Here is a 16,109-nt window from a genome sequence, read left to right as displayed (position 1 = left end):
TCGCGAATGCGACATAACAAGTAGAAAGGAAAGCAAAGAGGATTTATGGCAACCCAACGACGCAAGCGCGCCCCCAAGAAAGCGCCACCCAAGCGTACCATCTGGCGCAAGCTGTTCTGGCTTGGCTTCAAGCTCTCGCTGGTGGTAGCGGCCTTCATGGTGGTGTTTGGCATCTACCTCGATACCCAGGTGCGCGAGCGATTTGACGGCGAGAAGTGGCAGCTGCCGGTGATGGTCTACAGCCGTCCGCTGGAGCTCTATCCGGGTCAGCGCCTGTCGCGCGACCAGATGCTGCGCGAGCTCAACATGCTGAGCTACAAGCAGGTGCGCCAGCCCCATACCCCGGGTGAATACACCATCATCGGCAACCGCATCGAGCTTATTCGCCGACCCTTCGCCTTCTACGATGGTACCGATGGTGCCCGCGGCCTGCGCCTCACCTTCAACGGCCCGCGCCTCGAGGGGATCCAGTCGCTGGAGAACCAGCGCCAGCTTGGTTACGCCCAGATGGACCCGGTGCTGCTCGATCGCCTCAACACCGAGGATCGGGAAGATCGCCTGCTGGTGCGCCTCGCCGAGGTGCCGGACAGCCTGCTGGTGACCCTGCTCACCACCGAGGATCGCGACTTCTATCAGCATGGCGGCGTCTCTCCCATCGCCATCATGCGCGCCATGTTTGCCAACCTGATCGCCGGTCGCACCGTGCAGGGCGGGAGTACCCTCACTCAGCAGCTGGCTAAGAACTTCTTCCTGACCCGTGAGCGCAGCCTGTGGCGAAAACTGCAGGAAGCCTACATGGCGGTGCTGATCGACTACCGCTACAGCAAGGACGAGATCCTGGAGTCCTACCTCAACGAGGTCTATCTGGGGCAGAACTTCTCGCAAGGGGTCTATGGCTTCGGCCTCGCCTCCTACTTCTACTTCGGCATTCCGGTCAACGAGCTGGATATCGATCAGGTCGCCCTGCTGGTCGGTCTGGTAAAAGGCCCCTCCTATTACGATCCGTGGCGCTTCCCCGATCGGGCCAAGGTGCGCCGCGATCTGGTATTGAAACTGCTGATGGATCACGGCAGCCTGACCCAGGCCGAATATGATCTGGCCAGCAAGCAGCCGCTCGGCATCATCGCCCGCGGCCAGATGAGCTACGGCCGCACCCCGGCCTTCATGGGGCTGCTCAAGCGCGAGATCCAGAGCCGCTTCGGCCCGGATCTGCTCAAACAGTCCGGCCTCAAGATCTTCACCAGCCTCGACCCCATCGCCCAGCATGCCGCCGAACAGGCGGTCGCTTCTGGCCTCGCCGACATCGAAAAACTGCGCGGCAAGAAGAAGCTGGAGGCCGCCATGGTGGTCTCCGACTGGCACAAGGGCGAAGTGGTGGCGCTGGTCGGCGGCCGCGACCCCCGCTACGCCGGTTTCAACCGGGCGCTCGATGCCCGCCGCCAGATCGGTTCGCTGGTGAAACCTGCGGTCTACCTGACCGGCCTCTCCAACGGTCTGACCCTGGCGACCCCGCTCAAAGATCAGCCGATCCGCATTCGCGGTCAGGATGGTCAGGTCTGGACGCCGCAAAACTACGATCGCAAGTTCCGCCAGAGCGTGCCGCTGATGGATGCGCTGGCCAGCTCCCTCAACGTGCCGACCGTCAATCTCGGTCTGCAGGTGGGGCTGGAGAAGGTGGTCGACACCCTGCACAAGCTGGGGGTGCAGCAGGAGATCCAGCCCTATCCGTCGCTGGTGCTGGGGGCCGTTGCGCTCTCGCCGATGGAGGTGAACCAGATGTACCTGCCCATCGCCAATCAGGGGCTGACCCAGCCTCTGTCGGCGATCCGCGCCGTGGTCAAAGGGGATGGCAGCCTGCTCTATCAGCATGATCAAACCGCCAAACGGGTCACCGACAGTCAGGCGAGCTGGCTCACCCTGTTCGCCATGACCAAGACAGTGAGCCAGGGGACGGCGCGCTCGCTGGGTGCCAAGTTCCCGGGCGCCACCATGGCGGCCAAGACCGGCACCACCAACGAGCTGCGTGACTCCTGGTTTACCGGGCTCGACAACAACGAGCTGGTCAGCATCTGGGTCGGCCGCGATGACAACACCCCGGCAGGCCTCACCGGTGCCAGCGGCGCCCTGCAGCTCTTTACTGGCTACATGAGCCAGCGCGGCGTCAACAGCCTGAGCCTACAGATCCCGGAAGGGGTTACCTGGGCCAACTTCTCACGCGCCAGTGGCACCCGGGTTACCAGCGACTGCCCTGGCAGCCTGCAGGTGCCGGCTAAGGTCTCGACCATGGGCTCACCGACCAGCTGCAGCAGCCCGGGTACGCCACGCAGCGCGCTGGACGACTGGTTCGGTGGATTCTTCAACTGACCGAGGGGGACGGGTAGCCCGGGCTGCCCGTCTCACCATCCCGCTTACAAGGAGTCACCATGAACCAGCCGCTGTTTGAGGCCATCCACCACGTTGCCATCATCGCCAGCGATTACGCTCGCTCGCGCCACTTCTATCACGAGGTGCTGGGCCTGCCCATCATTGCAGAGACCCTGCGCGAGGCGCGCCAGTCGTGGAAACTGGATCTGGCCCTGCCGGATGGCAGCCAGCTGGAGCTGTTCAGCTTCCCTATCACCCCCAAGCGCCCCTCTACGCCAGAGGCATGCGGACTGCGTCATTTGGCCTTTCGGGTCGGCGACCTTGACCGCGTCATCGCCCATCTGCATGCCCACCAAGTCGCTGTGGAGCCGGTGCGGGTGGATGAGCTGACCGGCAAGCGCTTCACCTTTTTCGCTGACCCCGACGGCCTGCCGCTGGAGCTCTACGAAGCGCCGCGCTGAGTCTGCATCGGCCAAACAAAAAGCCGCCCGGCGAACCGGGCGGCTTTTTTATTTATTGCTGGCGCTTTATCAGGCGGTGGTCAGCATGGCGACAGCCAGTGCCATCACCATCATGCCGGCCCAGCCGATGGGCTTGAGGCGCTCGCGGAAGATGAGCAAGCCACCCAGCGCAGTACCGAGAATACCGATGGCACCCCAGGTCGCGTAGGCCACGGCCAGGTCGATCTTGCCACCGCTAACCGCCTCGGAGAGCAGGGTAAAGGCCATCAGCACCAGCAGGATGCCGAGGAAACCCCACCTCTTGTAGCGAAAGCCGACCGAGCGGTTGATCGCCATGTTGGCGCCGATATCCAGCAGAGCTGCGCCAAAAACGATAATTAACGGGTGCATACAACCTCCTCGCCATTGCGGGTGTCACCGTGAGCACTTGTCGGCTCATCGTGGCACTCCCCCATGGTCACCATAACAATACCCACTATCGCCAGCCCCAGACCAATCAACTCCTGAGCACTCAGGTTGTAGTCGAGGAACATCACGGAGACGACGGTGATCAGCGCAATCCCCAGCCCCTCCCACAACGCAAAGGCAATACCAATGGAGATTGTTTTGGCGGCTTTGGCCAGTAGCAGATACGAGAGCGAAATCAGCACCCACATCGGCAAATAGTTGAGCCATCCGGCATCGTTCTCGGGGATCATCGCCATACTCGAGGTGCCTGCCACCTCGGTCACTATGGCGCCCGTCAAAAATATTCGAGCTAAAAGCATGCGACTGAATAACATAAAATTTCCTTTTGTTGCTGCGACGGGAGAGATGGTAGCTCGGGCACTCTCTTTGGCGGGAGTCGCTGAGCGTCGACAATATCGACGCTACTCGTTTGCCTTGTCAGTCGGGGGCAGGGTAAGGTGAAGATGGGATCATCTGTGTCATATGCCGTAAACCATGAAACTTTATCAGATAGAACTCTTTGTCGAGTCCGCCAATAGTGGCTCCATCGCCAGCACTGCCCGCCGTCTTGGCAAGAGCCGCAGTGCCGTCAGTACCGCCATTGCGGCTCTTGAAGTCGAGCTTGGCGTCGAACTTTTTGAACGCGGTGCCAACCAGAGTCGGCTGACCGAGATCGGCGAGCTGGTGCTGGATGACTGCACCCGCCTGCTGCAGGCCGCCAACAGCCTGCAACAGAAATGCGAGCACTACGCTTCGGGCGCCGAAGTGGCGCTGCGGATCGCCCGCGATGACGCCATCCCCGAACAGGTATGGCGCGAGATGCTGGCTGGACTGCACAGCCAGTTTCCCGGTACCAGCATCTCGCTGGTGCTCGCCTCCCCGCCCGAATTACCCGCACTGGTCGAGGAGGGATTTGTCGATGCCGCTTTCGGCCTCATTACCGAAGATCAGGAGCGCAGCGGCCTCCACATCGATCTGCTCAACCCGATCCGCACCCTGATGGTGGTCGCCCCCAACCACCCGCTGGCAACGTTGAAACGGGTGGTGCAGCAGGATCTCACCGATCACACTCAGGTTACACTCTCCTATGTGGATGAGTTTTCTGTAAAAAGCCTGCTGCCAGTGGGCGGCAAGCATATTGGTCTCTCCAGCTTCGAGTTGATGCGCAATACGGTGCTGGACGGCCTTGGCTGGGCGGTGCTCCCCTCACCCCTCATACAGAGCCAGCTGAGGCAGGGTTCGCTACTGACCCTGAAACACAAGTTCAGCCTGCAGTGGCGGGATTACGGGGTCTATCTGGCGCAGAATGCCTATCACGGCAAGGCACTGGCCTGGTTGAAGCGCTCAATCCAGACATATCTGGAACCATTCGAGTAGGCGCAATGGCAGAGCAAGCTCACGATCTGCATTTAAGCTGATGCGTCTACCGAGCATGATCGTGCATACTGTTTACATACTCATTGAACGCCGGAGGCGTAACCGATATGAGCAGTGCCCAAGACAAGGACGACATTTGGCTGGATGACGACATCATCGAACTCGATGACGAAGAAGTCGTTACCCCCAAGGCACTCAACCCCTGGCAGGTGCTGATCGTGGATGATGAACCCGACATTCATCATGCTACCCGCCTTGCCCTCTCCAATATTCAGTACAAATCCCGCCCGCTCGAACTGCTCAACGCTTACAGCGGTGCTGAAGCCGCCACCATGCTGGAAGCCAATCCCAGAATTGCCCTGATCCTGCTGGATGTGGTGATGGAGACCGAAGACGCCGGCCTGCGGCTGGTGCACAAGATCCGCAATGAAATGCATAACTCGCTGGTGCGTATCGTGCTGCGGACCGGCCAGCCCGGTCAGGCGCCAGAGCAGCGGGTGATCCTCGATTACGATATCAACGACTACAAGACCAAGACCGAGCTGACGGTACAAAAGCTCTACACCACCGTCATCGCCTCCCTGCGCTCATATGAAACGCTGAGTGCCATCGACAAGAGCCGGCAAGGTCTTGGCAAGATCCTGGAAGGGGCGGGAGACCTCTATCATCTCCATTCGCTCAGGGAGTTTGCCTCCGGCGTGCTCAAACAGATCAGCGCGATTCTGGACGTCGGTACCGAAGGGGCCATCTGCGCCGAACGCCGCCCGGGCGAGCAGAAACTGGAAATCCTGGCAGCAACCGGTGACTATGAAACCCTGCTGAGCCAGGGTAGTCTCACCGACTTCCCGACCCTCAACGAATCGGTGACCAAGGCGCTGGCTGCCCGCTGCAACCGCTTTGAACACCCGCAAGACTCGCTCTATATAGCTGCCCAGAATGGCCGGGAGTTCGTGCTGAGCTTTACCCCCACCCAGCCCCTCGATCCCCTAGAGTGCGATCTGCTGGATGTGTTCTGCCAGCGTATCTCTGCCGCCTATGACAACCTCTATCTCTACAACCAGTTGCTGCGAGCTCAGGAGGCGACCGTGGTGGCGCTGGCTGCGCTGGCGGAGTTCCGCGACTCGGACACCGGCGAACACGTCTTGCGGGTCCAGAAGCTCTCCGATGCCCTGGTGGAAGAGCTGCAGCAGATGGCCGCCTACCCCGAGCAGCTCACCCCCGAGTTTGTCGAGATGATCGGTATGGCCTCCATCCTGCACGATGTGGGCAAAGTGGGCACACCGGACCATATCCTGCACAAGCCGGGGCGCTTCGATCCCGACGAGCGGGCCATCATGGAACAGCATGCCGGCATTGGCGCCAACATACTGCACAAGGCGGGCGAAATGGTGGAAGGCACCAGCTACCTGTCGCTCGGAGCCGAGATTGCCCGTGGCCACCACGAGCATTTTGACGGCAAGGGTTACCCCGAACGGCTGGCTGGTCAGCAGATCCCGCTCTCGGCGCGGATTGTGGCGGTGGTCGATGTGTTCGATGCCCTGCTGAGCAAACGCCCCTACAAGGAGCCCTGGACGCTGGAGCAGACCATGGAGTACATCCAGTGCCGCTCGGGTACCCAGTTTGACCCCCATGTCGTGGCGGCCCTCGCCCGACTGGTCAACGAATCGCGGCTTCCCTACTCGCTCTGAATCTCATGCCATACCGGTGACACAACCCATCGGTATGGCATGAAAACTGCCGATTTGTTGCATTTACCGCACACCTACTATCCCCACACGATAAACATCCTCTCTCTTTGGCGGCGATATCCGCTGAAATATGGTCATTTAACATCACATCGCTATAATGTCGGCCTGCAAACCCGATATTAAAACCAAGGAAATATCATGAGCCTGAACCTGGTACCGGCCGGCAAGAGCCTGCCCGACGATATCTACGTCATCATCGAAATCCCGCAGAATGCCGACCCGATCAAATACGAAGTCGACAAGGATAGCGGCGCGATTTTCGTCGATCGCTTCATGTCCACCCCGATGTTCTATCCGTGCAACTACGGCTACGTGAACGCGACCCTCTCTCTGGATGGTGACCCCGTCGACGTACTGGTTCCGACCCCCTACCCGCTGCTGGCTGGCTCCGTTATCCGCTGCCGCCCGGTTGGCGTGCTGAAGATGACCGACGAATCTGGCGAAGATGCCAAGATCGTTGCCGTCCCGCACTCCAAGCTGACCAAGCAGTACGACCACATCCAGGATGTAAACGATCTGCCGGAACTGCTGAAAGCACAGATCCAGCACTTCTTCGAGCGCTACAAAGAGCTGGAAGCAGGCAAATGGGTCAAGGTGGAAGGTTGGGGCGACAAGGCCGCTGCCGAAGCCGAGATCAAAACCTCTGCCGAGCGTTACGCTGCAAAATAAGCGCAACCTGCAGATAAAAAAGGCGCCTTATGGCGCCTTTTTAGTGGGTTGTTGCGGCAAATTTGGGGGCGTTTCGCCAGCAGGATCCCCCTGAATATATATTTCACGACCATCTTGTTGCTGGTAGGGACGGTAATAATCGCTCCCGCAGCGATACCCTCCCTCCTTCTGACTCACCAGCTCGCAATTGACCGGCAGCACCTCCAGCCACTTGATGGCCTGCTGGAAGCGCAACCACTCCTGCCACTCATGTTCGCGCGCCAGCTTGTCGCGCAGGGCAAAGGCATCGATACCGTCATCTCCCTTGCTGACGATGACAGGCCCCGCCACTGCAGGCAGGCTCATCGCCACCAGCCATCCCAAGAGCCACAGCTTCATAACCCCTCCTCGTGACTTTTTTTCACAATTAAATTTAAAGCCACATCAGTCTGTTATCCGGTTCACAAAACGAAACATCGCCAAACTGGCCCCGTCTCACCTAGTTGTTAATTATCATCCCCGGCAGGAAACACCGCCATGAAGCCAATCGCCGCGCTGTTACTCGCTTTGACCCTCTCTACCACCGCTCATGCCAGCGAGATCCAGATGAGCTGGCAGTGGCAATCGCCGGGGGGTCAGCACCAGCACTTTCAGCTGACCACAGATGACCAGACCCTGGCAGCGAGCCAGCACGAGATGCAGCTGCTCGATGCCTCCCTCACCAAGCCGCTGGAGACCCTCTACGCCTACATAGGGCCCAGGCTCTACAACAGCATCAATCTCATCAATCAGTACAGCCCCGAGACCGCCACCAAGTTTCGCTCGCTGGAGCAGGCCTTCACCCTGCACGATGACAGCATGGAGTCGCAACTTTTCTGGCAGGCGTACCAGCAGTATCAGGATGATGCCTTCTACCAGATGATGGTGGTGCCCTGCGTGCATCCCTCCAATCGCAAGCTACCCTGCGTGCGGCCCGACTACTCGCGGCTCTTCTACCACTTCAAGGACTCCCTCAAGCCGCTGGCCCGCCAGTTTGCCGCCAAGGATCTCGCCACCAGCGTCAGCCTGCTGCAAGAGTGGCTGAACGCCATCCCGACCCAGCCTGAACAGATGGATCACTTCGCGCCGCCGCTGCAGGCGCTGCAGGAGAACAAGGCCGACAGCGACGAGAAGGCGCTGCTGATGGCCAGCCTGCTGGCAGAGCTGGCGCCGCAATATGTGCTCAGCATCATCTATCCCGATATCAGCATCGGCAGCGTCTCGCCCGCCTGGCTCGCCATCACCGCCGACAGCGGCCTCAAGGGCGATACCCTGATGATCAACAACCAGCGTCAGATATTGCTGACCGGATCTCCGCTGATGGTGCAGCAGATGGCGCTGGCCAGGATCCCCCTCGTCAGCCAGCCGCTCTACTGAACCCGAGAGCTCAGACCAGCTGCCAATTCATTGATTTTTATCGATGTCATGCCATCCTAGCCCACCTCGTCAAACCGACGGGGTGGTGGCACTTCCGAATTGCTATTCTATTTAACACTTTTTAAACAGATCCGATCAGTTTAGGATGAAGCTCGCCCATTCCCTCAATCTGAAACTCGTTATAACATAACAAATGGAGTGTCATCAGGATGAAACATCTCGTACTTACTTTGGCGCTGCTGCCCTGCCTCGCCTTCGCCAGCAACATCAAGGAAGCGAACCCGGTTCCGCTGGTCAATATCAGCGACAAGGGTGAGCTGGTACTCAGCGGCAAGGAGATCAGCTACCAGCCGTGGCAGAGCAAGGCGCTCACCGGCAAGGTCTTCCTGATCCAGCACATCGCCGGTCGCACCAGTGCCAAAGAGCTGAATGCACCGATGATCGAGGCGATCAAGGCGGCTCATCTGCCCCATGACAAGTACCAGACCGTCACCATCATCAACAGCAATGACGCCATCTGGGGCACCTCCGGTTTTGTGACGAGCAGTGCCGAGGGCAGCAAGAAAGAGTTCCCCTGGTCCGCCATCGTGCTGGATGCCAAGGGTATGGCGCGCAACGCCTGGGATCTGGCGCCGGAGAGTTCAGCCATCATCCTGCTGGATAAAGAGGGCAAGGTGCTGTTTGCCAAAGATGGCCAGCTCGATGCCAACAACATCGCAACCGTGATGGGGCTCATCAAGTCCCATCTCTAAGTCAGAGAGAAAGGGCGCTGATGGCGCCCTTTCCATAAGGGTCTATGGGTCGTATCAAGCTGAAAATCTGGATCGTGTTGCTGGGCTGGTTATGGCTGCAGCCTGCCCTTGCCCGGCATCAGCTTGACTCCGCCCAGCCCGGTCACGACAACCACCACTGTGTGGTCTGCGCCCTCCATCTGGATGGCAAACAGGCGATCACCCCTACCCCTTATTGTTACGCTGATAAAACGGCCGACACACCTGTTGTTGCACTCATGCAACATTCGGCAGATGCCACCCCGCCCCACAGCTACGCAATCCGTGCGCCGCCGCTCTCCGCTTTTATCTATCCCTTTGTTTAATTTCTCTTTTTGTTATTAAAAGGATTCAAGATGAAAGCAGTTACCCTGTTGCTGGCGGTAGCCACCTTTGCCGCGCACGCCAATCACGATGAACACGAAAGTCACAGCCACGGCGCCCACGAACATGGCCACGGCCACCTCAATCTGGTGGTCGATGGCGACCAGCTGATGATCGAGCTGCAAGCACCTGCCGCCGATCTGGTGGGCTTCGAGCACGCAGCCAAGAGCGATGAAGAGAAAGCGCAATACGCCAAGTCTATCACCCGCCTCCAGCAGCCTGACACCCTGTTCCGCTTCGACCCGGCCGCCGGCTGCAAGCTGACCCGGCAGGAGCTGCAGGCCGCCAAAGAAGATCACGACCATGACCATGACCATGACCATGACCATGACCATGACCATGACAAGGCTGCCAGCGGCGAGCATGAGCACCACCATGATCATGACGAAGCGGGTCACGCCGATATGGGCGCCATGTATACCTACACCTGCGCCACACCGGCCAAACTCACCGGCCTTGAAGCGACCCTGTTCGGCGTCTATCCAAGCCTTGAGAAGCTGAGCGTGCAGGGGATCCTGCCCACCGGCCAGACCGCAGCCGAACTGACCCCGTCCGCCAACAAGCTGAGCTGGTAACGCCATGAAAAACGCCGTGGTTGAGATCCGCGATCTGGCCTTTGCCTGGCCGGGTCACGAGGTTGTACTCGACCTGCCCACCCTGACCATTGCAAAGGGCGAGCGGGTCTTTATCAAGGGGCCGTCGGGCTCCGGAAAATCGACACTGCTCGGCCTGCTGGCCGGGATCCAGACCGCCAACCACGGCACCCTGGAGGTGCTGGGCCAGCCACTGGCCCGGCTCTCTGGCCGCGCTCGTGACCATTTCCGGGCGGCCAATCTCGGTTACATCTTCCAGCAGTTCAACCTGCTGCCGTTTCTCTCGGTGCTGGATAACGTCACCGCTGCGCTCACCTTCTCCCACGAGAAGCGAAGCCGGCTGCAAGCCTCGCCACAACAGGAGGCGCGCCGCCTGCTGGCAGAGCTGCAACTGCCGGACGAAGCGCTGCATCGTCCCGTGCACGCCCTCAGCATTGGCCAGCAGCAGCGGGTCGCTGCGGCACGCGCTCTCATTGGCTCGCCGCCGCTGGTGATTGCCGACGAGCCCACCTCGGCCCTCGACACTGACAACCGTGCCGCCTTTATCAAGCTGTTGTTCGAGGAGTGCGACAAGCAGGGTTCGACCCTCATCTTCGTCAGCCACGATCCTTACCTCGAACCGCTCTTCCCGCGGGTGGAGAACCTGCAACAGCTCAACCGGAGGGCATCATGCTGACTCTCGCCCTGCAAAGTCTCTGGGCCCGTCGCCTCACCGCCGGGCTCACCCTGCTGGCCATCGCCATCAGCGTCACCCTGCTGCTCGGGGTGGAGCGGGTGCGCAATCAGGCGCGCGACAGCTTTGCCAATACCGTCTCGGGCACCGATCTCATCGTCGGCGCCCGCTCCGGTCAGGTGAATCTGCTGCTCTACTCGGTGTTTCGCATCGGCAACCCCACCAACAACGTAGGCTGGGACTCCTATCAGGCCATCAAGCAGCGCCCCGGCATCGCCTGGACCATCCCGCTCTCCCTTGGCGACTCCCACAAGGGATTTCGGGTGCTCGGCACCAACGGCGACTACTTCACCCACCTGAAGTACGGCCAGCAGCAGTCGCTGCAACTGCGCGAGGGGCGACCATTCGACACGCCGTTTGAAGCTGTGCTGGGCGCCCAGGTGGCCGAGAAGCTCGGCTATCACCTTGGCCAGTCCATCGTCATCGCCCACGGCGCCGGCAACACCTCCTTCAGCCAGCACGACAACCTACCGTTCAAGGTGGTGGGCATTCTGGCGCCGACCGGTACGCCCATCGATCGCACCATCCATGTGCCGCTGGCGGGGATCGAGGCGATCCATCTCGGTTGGGATACCGGCCGCCACAGCAAGAACGTCACCCCGGAGCAGGCGCTGGCGCAGGATCTCACCCCAAAAACCATCACCGCCTTTATGGTGGGGCTGAGCAACCGCATTCTGGCGTTCCAGCTGCAACGCACCATCAACACCTATCCCAGAGAGCCGCTGATGGCGATCTTGCCGGGCACCGCCCTGCAGGAGCTGTGGAGCCTGATGAGCGTGGCGGAAACCGCCCTGTCGGTCATCGCCGGTTTCGTTGTGGTGGCAGGCCTTATCGGCATGCTGACCACCTTGCTCGCCGGGCTTAACGAACGGCGCCGCGAGCTCGCCATATTGCGCTCCCTCGGTGCCGGCCCCGCCCACCTGTTCCTGCTGCTGGCGCTGGAGGCAATGGCGCTGACCACGGTTGGCATCGCGTTCGGGGTGGCTGTGCTCTATCTCGGGCAGGGGCTTGCTACCCCCTGGCTGCTCAGCCACTATGGCCTGCAACTGAGTCTGGGGCTGCCGAGCGCCTACGAGTGGCAGTTGCTGGGGCTGGTGTGGCTGGCGGGCATGGTGATCGGCCTGCTCCCCGCCGCCCGCGCCTACCGCTACAGCCTGAGCGATGGCATGAGTATTCGCGTCTAGCGAGACGCCCAAAAATAGAAACAGAAGGACAGATGATGAAGTGGAAAATAGTGGCGCTGCTCGCCAGCCTGCTGGCACTGCCCGCCATGGCCGCAGACGATTACAAGACCATCGACTGGGACGTGCTCATCCCGCAGGGAGAGAAGATCCAGCCGCCCCCGGCGATCAACCATGACGGCAACTTTGCCTCGGTGCCGCAACCTGTGGGTGGTGTGAACAAGAAGCTGAATGAGCAGAATGTGCGGCTGCCGGGCTTCGTGGTGCCGCTGGAAGGAGATGCCAAGAAGATCACCGCCTTCCTGCTGGTGCCCTACTTTGGCGCCTGCATCCACGTGCCGCCCCCGCCCACCAATCAGGTGGTCTATGTGAGCTACCCCAAGGGAGCGCCGGTGGATGACCTGTGGGACGCCATCTGGGTCAAGGGCAAGATGCGCACCGTCAGCTCCAGCCACGAAATGGCCACCGCCTCCTACGCCATGGATGCGGTGGAGGTGAGCGTTTACGAGGAGTAATCCTCCCTTTGCAAAAAAAGCGGCCTCCACGGAGGCCGCTTTGTTATCTTCAAACTTGGCTTGGAGTAACATTCACCTCCTGCACCTGTGCGAATGGAGTCAGCATGGCCGATCTGCCCCCCCCCAAGAAAGAGAGTTCGATCCTGAGCAGTCAGGAGCAGACTCTGCGTCTGGCACGCAGCCGCGGCATCGACGGCATGCTCACCCGCAACAGCGACAGCACCTTCGAACAGCGCGCTACCTTTCGCCATCTGGCGGATCAGGCCGCCCGCCAGCGCAATCTGGAAGCCATCATGGTGATGGCTTCCCGTCACTGTGAAGAGACCGCCGCCGGCGGCGAGATGGACAGCGACTGGCTGACCCGCTTCCTGCAACTGGCGGAAGATATCAGCATGGTGCCGATGCAGCAGCTGTGGGGGCGGATCTTCGCGCTGGAGGTCGCCACCCCGGGTCGCTTCTCCATTCGGGCGCTCTCCACCCTGAAGGAGATGACCCAGCGCGAAGCCCAGCTGTTCCAGCGCATCTGCTCCCTCACCTGCCACTATGCGGGCAGTGACGAGCAGCGCCTGCTGCTGGGGCTGCACAAGGGCGCCAGCCTGCTGAGCCGCGCCAAGGCAACCCGGCTGGGGCTCGGCAAATATCGCCTCCCCTACAGCGCCCTGTTGCAGCTGTTCGAGCTCGGTCTGCTGCACAAGGGCGAGCTGGAATCCGGCCCGCTGCCCGCCGATGGGGTGGAGCTGGAGTTTGGCAACCAGCGCTGGCGGCTGCAGCGCAAGCAGAACAACATCACCCTGCTCTACTACCGGCTCACCCCGGTGGGCAACGAGCTGGCCCAGCTGCTCACCGATGCGCCGCTGGATGAGTACCTGCAGGATCTGAAAACCGTGCTGGTGCAGGGGATGCAGATAGAGGTGCAGCAACAACCGAGCGAGCCGCCCCCCTCCACCACCGAGCCCACTCCCGCAAGCCATCCCTGAACCCGTTCCTGAATACCCCGGGGAGGCAAGCCCTCCCTTATTGCGAATAGAGCGCTCTGCATTGGTCTCATCGTCAAAATGATGTGCAAAATGCAGATCGAGCCCCCCTCACCGCCCCCATTTTTTGCAACTTGCAAAACAAAATCCCCACCACCACGCTCGCCAGCCCTTTAATGACATAAAAATCATTAAAAACGGAACATGGCCCATCCTTTGCAGATACTTTTGATGTAGATCAAAATTCAACCACCATAGTTCGGGAGCAACGCCATGAGAGTCAATCAACCGGTTACCCAACGCGAACGTCTCTATCCGGAACACCAGAGCCTCATCTCCACCACGGATCTGGAGAGTCGTATCACTTACGCCAATGACGAGTTCTGCGAGATTGCCGGCTTCCAGCTGGACGAACTGGTGGGACAACACCACAATCTGGTGCGCCACCCGGACATGCCAAAACAAGCCTTCGCTGATTTGTGGGGTCACATCCGGGATGGAAAAAGCTGGATGGGGCCGGTGAAGAACCGCTGCAAAAATGGCGACCACTACTGGGTCAGCGCCTTTGTCACCCCCATCAAGGATGCCAATGGCCGGGTCGTCGAATACCAGTCAGTACGCACCGCACCGAGTGAAGAGATCAAACAGCGTGCCGAGAAGGTCTATGCCGACCTGCGCAACAACAAGTTGCCGCTGGCGCTGAAACTGCCGACCTTCTCCCACACCCTGGCTATCAACCTCTGCCTGCTGCTGAGTCTGGCGACCATTCTCAGCCTCTCCTTCACCAACCCGCTGGGCTGGCAGTTGTCGCTGGCCGCCATTCCGCTGGCCGTGGCCGCCATCACCCTGAACGCCCTCTCTCGCCGCCTCGGCAAGCTCAACAAGATGGCCCGCAGCCGCTTTGACAACCCGCTGATGCAGCTGCTCTACACCAACAAGGTGGACAACATCGCCGCCATCGAGCTCTCGATGGTGATGAATCAGGCCGAGTTCAACGCCGTGCTGGCCCGCACCCAGCAGACCTGCAGCCGGATCCTGCAAGCCGCCGAGGGGGATCTGCGCAATGCCGAATCCATCACCGAGAACCTGCAGCAGCAACAGGCCGAGACCAATCAGGTGGCGACCGCCATCACCGAGATGTCCGAGTCCATTCGCGAGGTCTCGCAGAGTTCGACCGACTCCTCCAGCCTGCTGGACGAGACCGCCGACCTGTTCAAGAGCGGCAACAGCAGCGTCACCGAAACCGTCGCCGCCGTCGCTGGCATGAACAGCGAACTGACCACCTCCAGAACTGTCATCAGCGCGCTGGTCGGCCACTGCCGCGATATCGACGGCATCCTCGATGTCATCAACAACATCGCCAACCAGACCAACCTGCTGGCCCTCAATGCCGCCATCGAAGCCGCCCGTGCTGGCGAGGCGGGCCGTGGTTTCTCGGTGGTCGCCGACGAGATCCGCTCGCTCGCCATCAAGACCCAGTCCTCTACCAGCGAAATCCAGAAGATGATCACCGAGCTGCAGAACAGCTCCGGCGAAGCAGAGCAGGCGATGGAGAAGGGCTGCCTGCTGGCGGACAGCTGCCAGCAGAAGGCATCGGCCACCGGCGCCATCCTGCAGCAAATCAACAGCATGCTGCAGCAGGTTGCCTCCGGCAGCAGCCAGATTGCCCACGCAGTACAAGAGCAATCCCACGTCACTGCCGAGATCAACCGCAACGTGCTCAGTATCAAGACCCTGGCCGATGACTCCAGTGTCGGCAGCCAGCACGCCGTCCACGGCATCACCCAGCTGGTGACCCAGCTGAGCGACCTCAACCGTCTGGTGCGTCAGTTCCAGAAAGGGGCTCCGGCAACCCAGAGCCGCTACGAGATGCCGGCCGCCCGCGTGGTGCCGGTTCGCTAAGCCAGATAAAGACAAGCAATCACTGCAGAAAAACCACATGGGCCCAAGGGCCCATGTGGTTTTTTAATGCCCGCCAACAAGAGGCGACACTGCCGTTTCCCCGTCCGATCTCCCTCTGTGCAGATAGCTGCCGATGTTGCACGGCCATATCGCAGCCCGTTACAAATTAATTTGTTGATCTTGCTCATAAAACAGCCAGCGCCCACTTTCCCACTCAGCCCCGTTCGGTAACATAGCCGTTTGACAACCCTCTTGCCGGAGTCAGCCATGAGCCAAGCCAGTGCCATATCGCAAGTAACAAGCAGCAGACTGGAGGCTGTCATTCAGGGGCGGTAGCGTGGTTTTTGTTGGTTGGCGCAGAGCATAGCCCAACATACGAGATGTATTATATATCCATAATGTATAGAATTTTATCAACAGCTCCATATAATGGAAACTAACATGAACACGGAAGTAAATTATCTGATTTTATTTGACAAGAAAAATTTTCAATTCAGTGGGGTTGAAAGATTTTCAAAACTTATTGGGCTTATTGATGGCATCACTATAAGTGATAATTTAAATCACATTTCATACAGTGGTAGCAATTATAACTT

General features: G+C 59.9%; 17 protein-coding genes. 14 read left to right on the top strand and 3 right to left on the bottom strand.

Features of this window, described 5'->3' with window-relative positions; translation table 11 throughout:
- Positions 1-45: 45 nt before the first annotated feature.
- Positions 46-2,364 (top strand): penicillin-binding protein 1B, encoded by a 2,319-nt coding sequence (gene mrcB / locus LG31_RS0103185; protein ID WP_033113061.1) that lies wholly within the window; start codon positions 46-48, stop codon positions 2,362-2,364.
- A 59-nt stretch (positions 2,365-2,423) separates the two neighbouring features.
- Positions 2,424-2,825, top strand: a complete 402-nt coding sequence (gloA2, locus tag LG31_RS0103180) for an SMU1112c/YaeR family gloxylase I-like metalloprotein (protein ID WP_033113060.1) — start codon at positions 2,424-2,426, stop codon at positions 2,823-2,825.
- A 69-nt stretch (positions 2,826-2,894) separates the two neighbouring features.
- Here gloA2 and LG31_RS0103175 read toward each other — a convergent pair whose 3' ends face one another.
- Positions 2,895-3,215 (bottom strand): SMR family transporter, encoded by a 321-nt coding sequence (locus tag LG31_RS0103175; RefSeq protein WP_033113059.1) that lies wholly within the window; start codon positions 3,213-3,215, stop codon positions 2,895-2,897.
- Positions 3,203-3,607: an SMR family transporter gene (locus LG31_RS0103170; protein WP_081849381.1), complete on the bottom strand. Its 405-nt coding sequence runs from the start codon at positions 3,605-3,607 to the stop codon at positions 3,203-3,205. Before LG31_RS0103170 ends, LG31_RS0103175 begins: the two co-directional genes overlap by 13 nt.
- Positions 3,608-3,767: 160 nt before the next feature.
- On the opposite strand from LG31_RS0103170, the gene LG31_RS0103165 reads away from it, so the two are divergent.
- The 3 genes from LG31_RS0103165 (at position 3,768) to ppa (ending at position 7,066) form a co-directional block, all read left to right on the top strand.
- A complete protein-coding gene (locus LG31_RS0103165) occupies positions 3,768-4,649 on the top strand; it encodes a LysR family transcriptional regulator (protein ID WP_033113058.1) in 882 nt (293 codons plus the stop codon).
- Positions 4,650-4,756: 107 nt separating this feature from the next.
- Complete coding sequence (locus tag LG31_RS0103160) at positions 4,757-6,337, top strand: DUF3369 domain-containing protein (RefSeq protein ID WP_033113057.1); 1,581 nt, start codon at positions 4,757-4,759, stop codon at positions 6,335-6,337.
- A 198-nt stretch (positions 6,338-6,535) separates the two neighbouring features.
- A complete protein-coding gene (gene ppa, locus LG31_RS0103155) occupies positions 6,536-7,066 on the top strand; it encodes an inorganic diphosphatase (RefSeq protein ID WP_005335667.1) in 531 nt (176 codons plus the stop codon).
- Positions 7,067-7,093: 27 nt separating this feature from the next.
- Here the strand turns inward: ppa and LG31_RS0103150 are convergent, their stop codons facing one another.
- Complete coding sequence (locus LG31_RS0103150) at positions 7,094-7,444, bottom strand: hypothetical protein (RefSeq protein WP_033113056.1); 351 nt, start codon at positions 7,442-7,444, stop codon at positions 7,094-7,096.
- Positions 7,445-7,582: 138 nt separating this feature from the next.
- Between LG31_RS0103150 and LG31_RS0103145 the strand changes: the two genes are divergently transcribed.
- The 9 genes from LG31_RS0103145 (at position 7,583) to LG31_RS0103105 (ending at position 15,513) form a co-directional block, all read left to right on the top strand.
- Positions 7,583-8,461, top strand: a complete 879-nt coding sequence (locus LG31_RS0103145; RefSeq protein WP_033113055.1) for a hypothetical protein — start codon at positions 7,583-7,585, stop codon at positions 8,459-8,461.
- Between the two features lie 209 nt (positions 8,462-8,670).
- Positions 8,671-9,213, top strand: coding sequence for a YtfJ family protein (locus LG31_RS0103140; RefSeq protein WP_033113054.1), 543 nt, complete (start codon positions 8,671-8,673; stop codon positions 9,211-9,213).
- Between the two features lie 44 nt (positions 9,214-9,257).
- Positions 9,258-9,557, top strand: coding sequence for a DUF2607 family protein (locus tag LG31_RS0103135; protein ID WP_033113053.1), 300 nt, complete (start codon positions 9,258-9,260; stop codon positions 9,555-9,557).
- Positions 9,558-9,587: 30 nt separating this feature from the next.
- Positions 9,588-10,190: a DUF2796 domain-containing protein gene (locus tag LG31_RS0103130; protein WP_033113052.1), complete on the top strand. Its 603-nt coding sequence runs from the start codon at positions 9,588-9,590 to the stop codon at positions 10,188-10,190.
- A 4-nt stretch (positions 10,191-10,194) separates the two neighbouring features.
- Positions 10,195-10,884, top strand: coding sequence for an ABC transporter ATP-binding protein (locus LG31_RS0103125; RefSeq protein ID WP_033113051.1), 690 nt, complete (start codon positions 10,195-10,197; stop codon positions 10,882-10,884).
- Positions 10,878-12,125, top strand: coding sequence for an ABC transporter permease (locus LG31_RS0103120; RefSeq protein ID WP_033113050.1), 1,248 nt, complete (start codon positions 10,878-10,880; stop codon positions 12,123-12,125). Before LG31_RS0103125 ends, LG31_RS0103120 begins: the two co-directional genes overlap by 7 nt.
- 32 nt (positions 12,126-12,157) lie before the next feature.
- Complete coding sequence (locus LG31_RS0103115; RefSeq protein WP_033113049.1) at positions 12,158-12,637, top strand: DUF3299 domain-containing protein; 480 nt, start codon at positions 12,158-12,160, stop codon at positions 12,635-12,637.
- Positions 12,638-12,741: 104 nt separating this feature from the next.
- Positions 12,742-13,614 (top strand): TIGR03899 family protein, encoded by an 873-nt coding sequence (locus LG31_RS0103110; protein WP_033113048.1) that lies wholly within the window; start codon positions 12,742-12,744, stop codon positions 13,612-13,614.
- 270 nt (positions 13,615-13,884) lie between these two features.
- On the top strand, positions 13,885-15,513 hold the full coding sequence (locus LG31_RS0103105; protein WP_033113047.1) for a methyl-accepting chemotaxis protein: 1,629 nt from the start codon (positions 13,885-13,887) through the stop codon (positions 15,511-15,513).
- The last annotated feature ends 596 nt before the right edge of the window (positions 15,514-16,109 follow it).

Origin of the sequence: Aeromonas lacus, assembly GCF_000764665.1 — a bacterium.
Taxonomy (GTDB): domain Bacteria; phylum Pseudomonadota; class Gammaproteobacteria; order Enterobacterales; family Aeromonadaceae; genus Aeromonas; species Aeromonas lacus.
This window is presented reverse-complemented; position numbering and strand designations above follow the sequence as displayed.

Coding starts and splice junctions, on each gene's coding strand:
- mrcB (WP_033113061.1), top strand. CDS start 46: ATGGCAACCCAACGACGCAAGCGCGCCCCCAAGAAAGCGCCACCCAAG.
- ppa (WP_005335667.1), top strand. CDS start 6,536: ATGAGCCTGAACCTGGTACCGGCCGGCAAGAGCCTGCCCGACGATATC.
- LG31_RS0103120 (WP_033113050.1), top strand. CDS start 10,878: ATGCTGACTCTCGCCCTGCAAAGTCTCTGGGCCCGTCGCCTCACCGCC.
- gloA2 (WP_033113060.1), top strand. CDS start 2,424: ATGAACCAGCCGCTGTTTGAGGCCATCCACCACGTTGCCATCATCGCC.
- LG31_RS0103105 (WP_033113047.1), top strand. CDS start 13,885: ATGAGAGTCAATCAACCGGTTACCCAACGCGAACGTCTCTATCCGGAA.
- LG31_RS0103110 (WP_033113048.1), top strand. CDS start 12,742: ATGGCCGATCTGCCCCCCCCCAAGAAAGAGAGTTCGATCCTGAGCAGT.
- LG31_RS0103165 (WP_033113058.1), top strand. CDS start 3,768: ATGAAACTTTATCAGATAGAACTCTTTGTCGAGTCCGCCAATAGTGGC.
- LG31_RS0103115 (WP_033113049.1), top strand. CDS start 12,158: ATGATGAAGTGGAAAATAGTGGCGCTGCTCGCCAGCCTGCTGGCACTG.
- LG31_RS0103130 (WP_033113052.1), top strand. CDS start 9,588: ATGAAAGCAGTTACCCTGTTGCTGGCGGTAGCCACCTTTGCCGCGCAC.
- LG31_RS0103170 (WP_081849381.1), bottom strand. CDS start 3,607: ATGTTATTCAGTCGCATGCTTTTAGCTCGAATATTTTTGACGGGCGCC.
- LG31_RS0103175 (WP_033113059.1), bottom strand. CDS start 3,215: ATGCACCCGTTAATTATCGTTTTTGGCGCAGCTCTGCTGGATATCGGC.
- LG31_RS0103145 (WP_033113055.1), top strand. CDS start 7,583: ATGAAGCCAATCGCCGCGCTGTTACTCGCTTTGACCCTCTCTACCACC.
- LG31_RS0103140 (WP_033113054.1), top strand. CDS start 8,671: ATGAAACATCTCGTACTTACTTTGGCGCTGCTGCCCTGCCTCGCCTTC.
- LG31_RS0103150 (WP_033113056.1), bottom strand. CDS start 7,444: ATGAAGCTGTGGCTCTTGGGATGGCTGGTGGCGATGAGCCTGCCTGCA.
- LG31_RS0103160 (WP_033113057.1), top strand. CDS start 4,757: ATGAGCAGTGCCCAAGACAAGGACGACATTTGGCTGGATGACGACATC.
- LG31_RS0103135 (WP_033113053.1), top strand. CDS start 9,258: ATGGGTCGTATCAAGCTGAAAATCTGGATCGTGTTGCTGGGCTGGTTA.
- LG31_RS0103125 (WP_033113051.1), top strand. CDS start 10,195: ATGAAAAACGCCGTGGTTGAGATCCGCGATCTGGCCTTTGCCTGGCCG.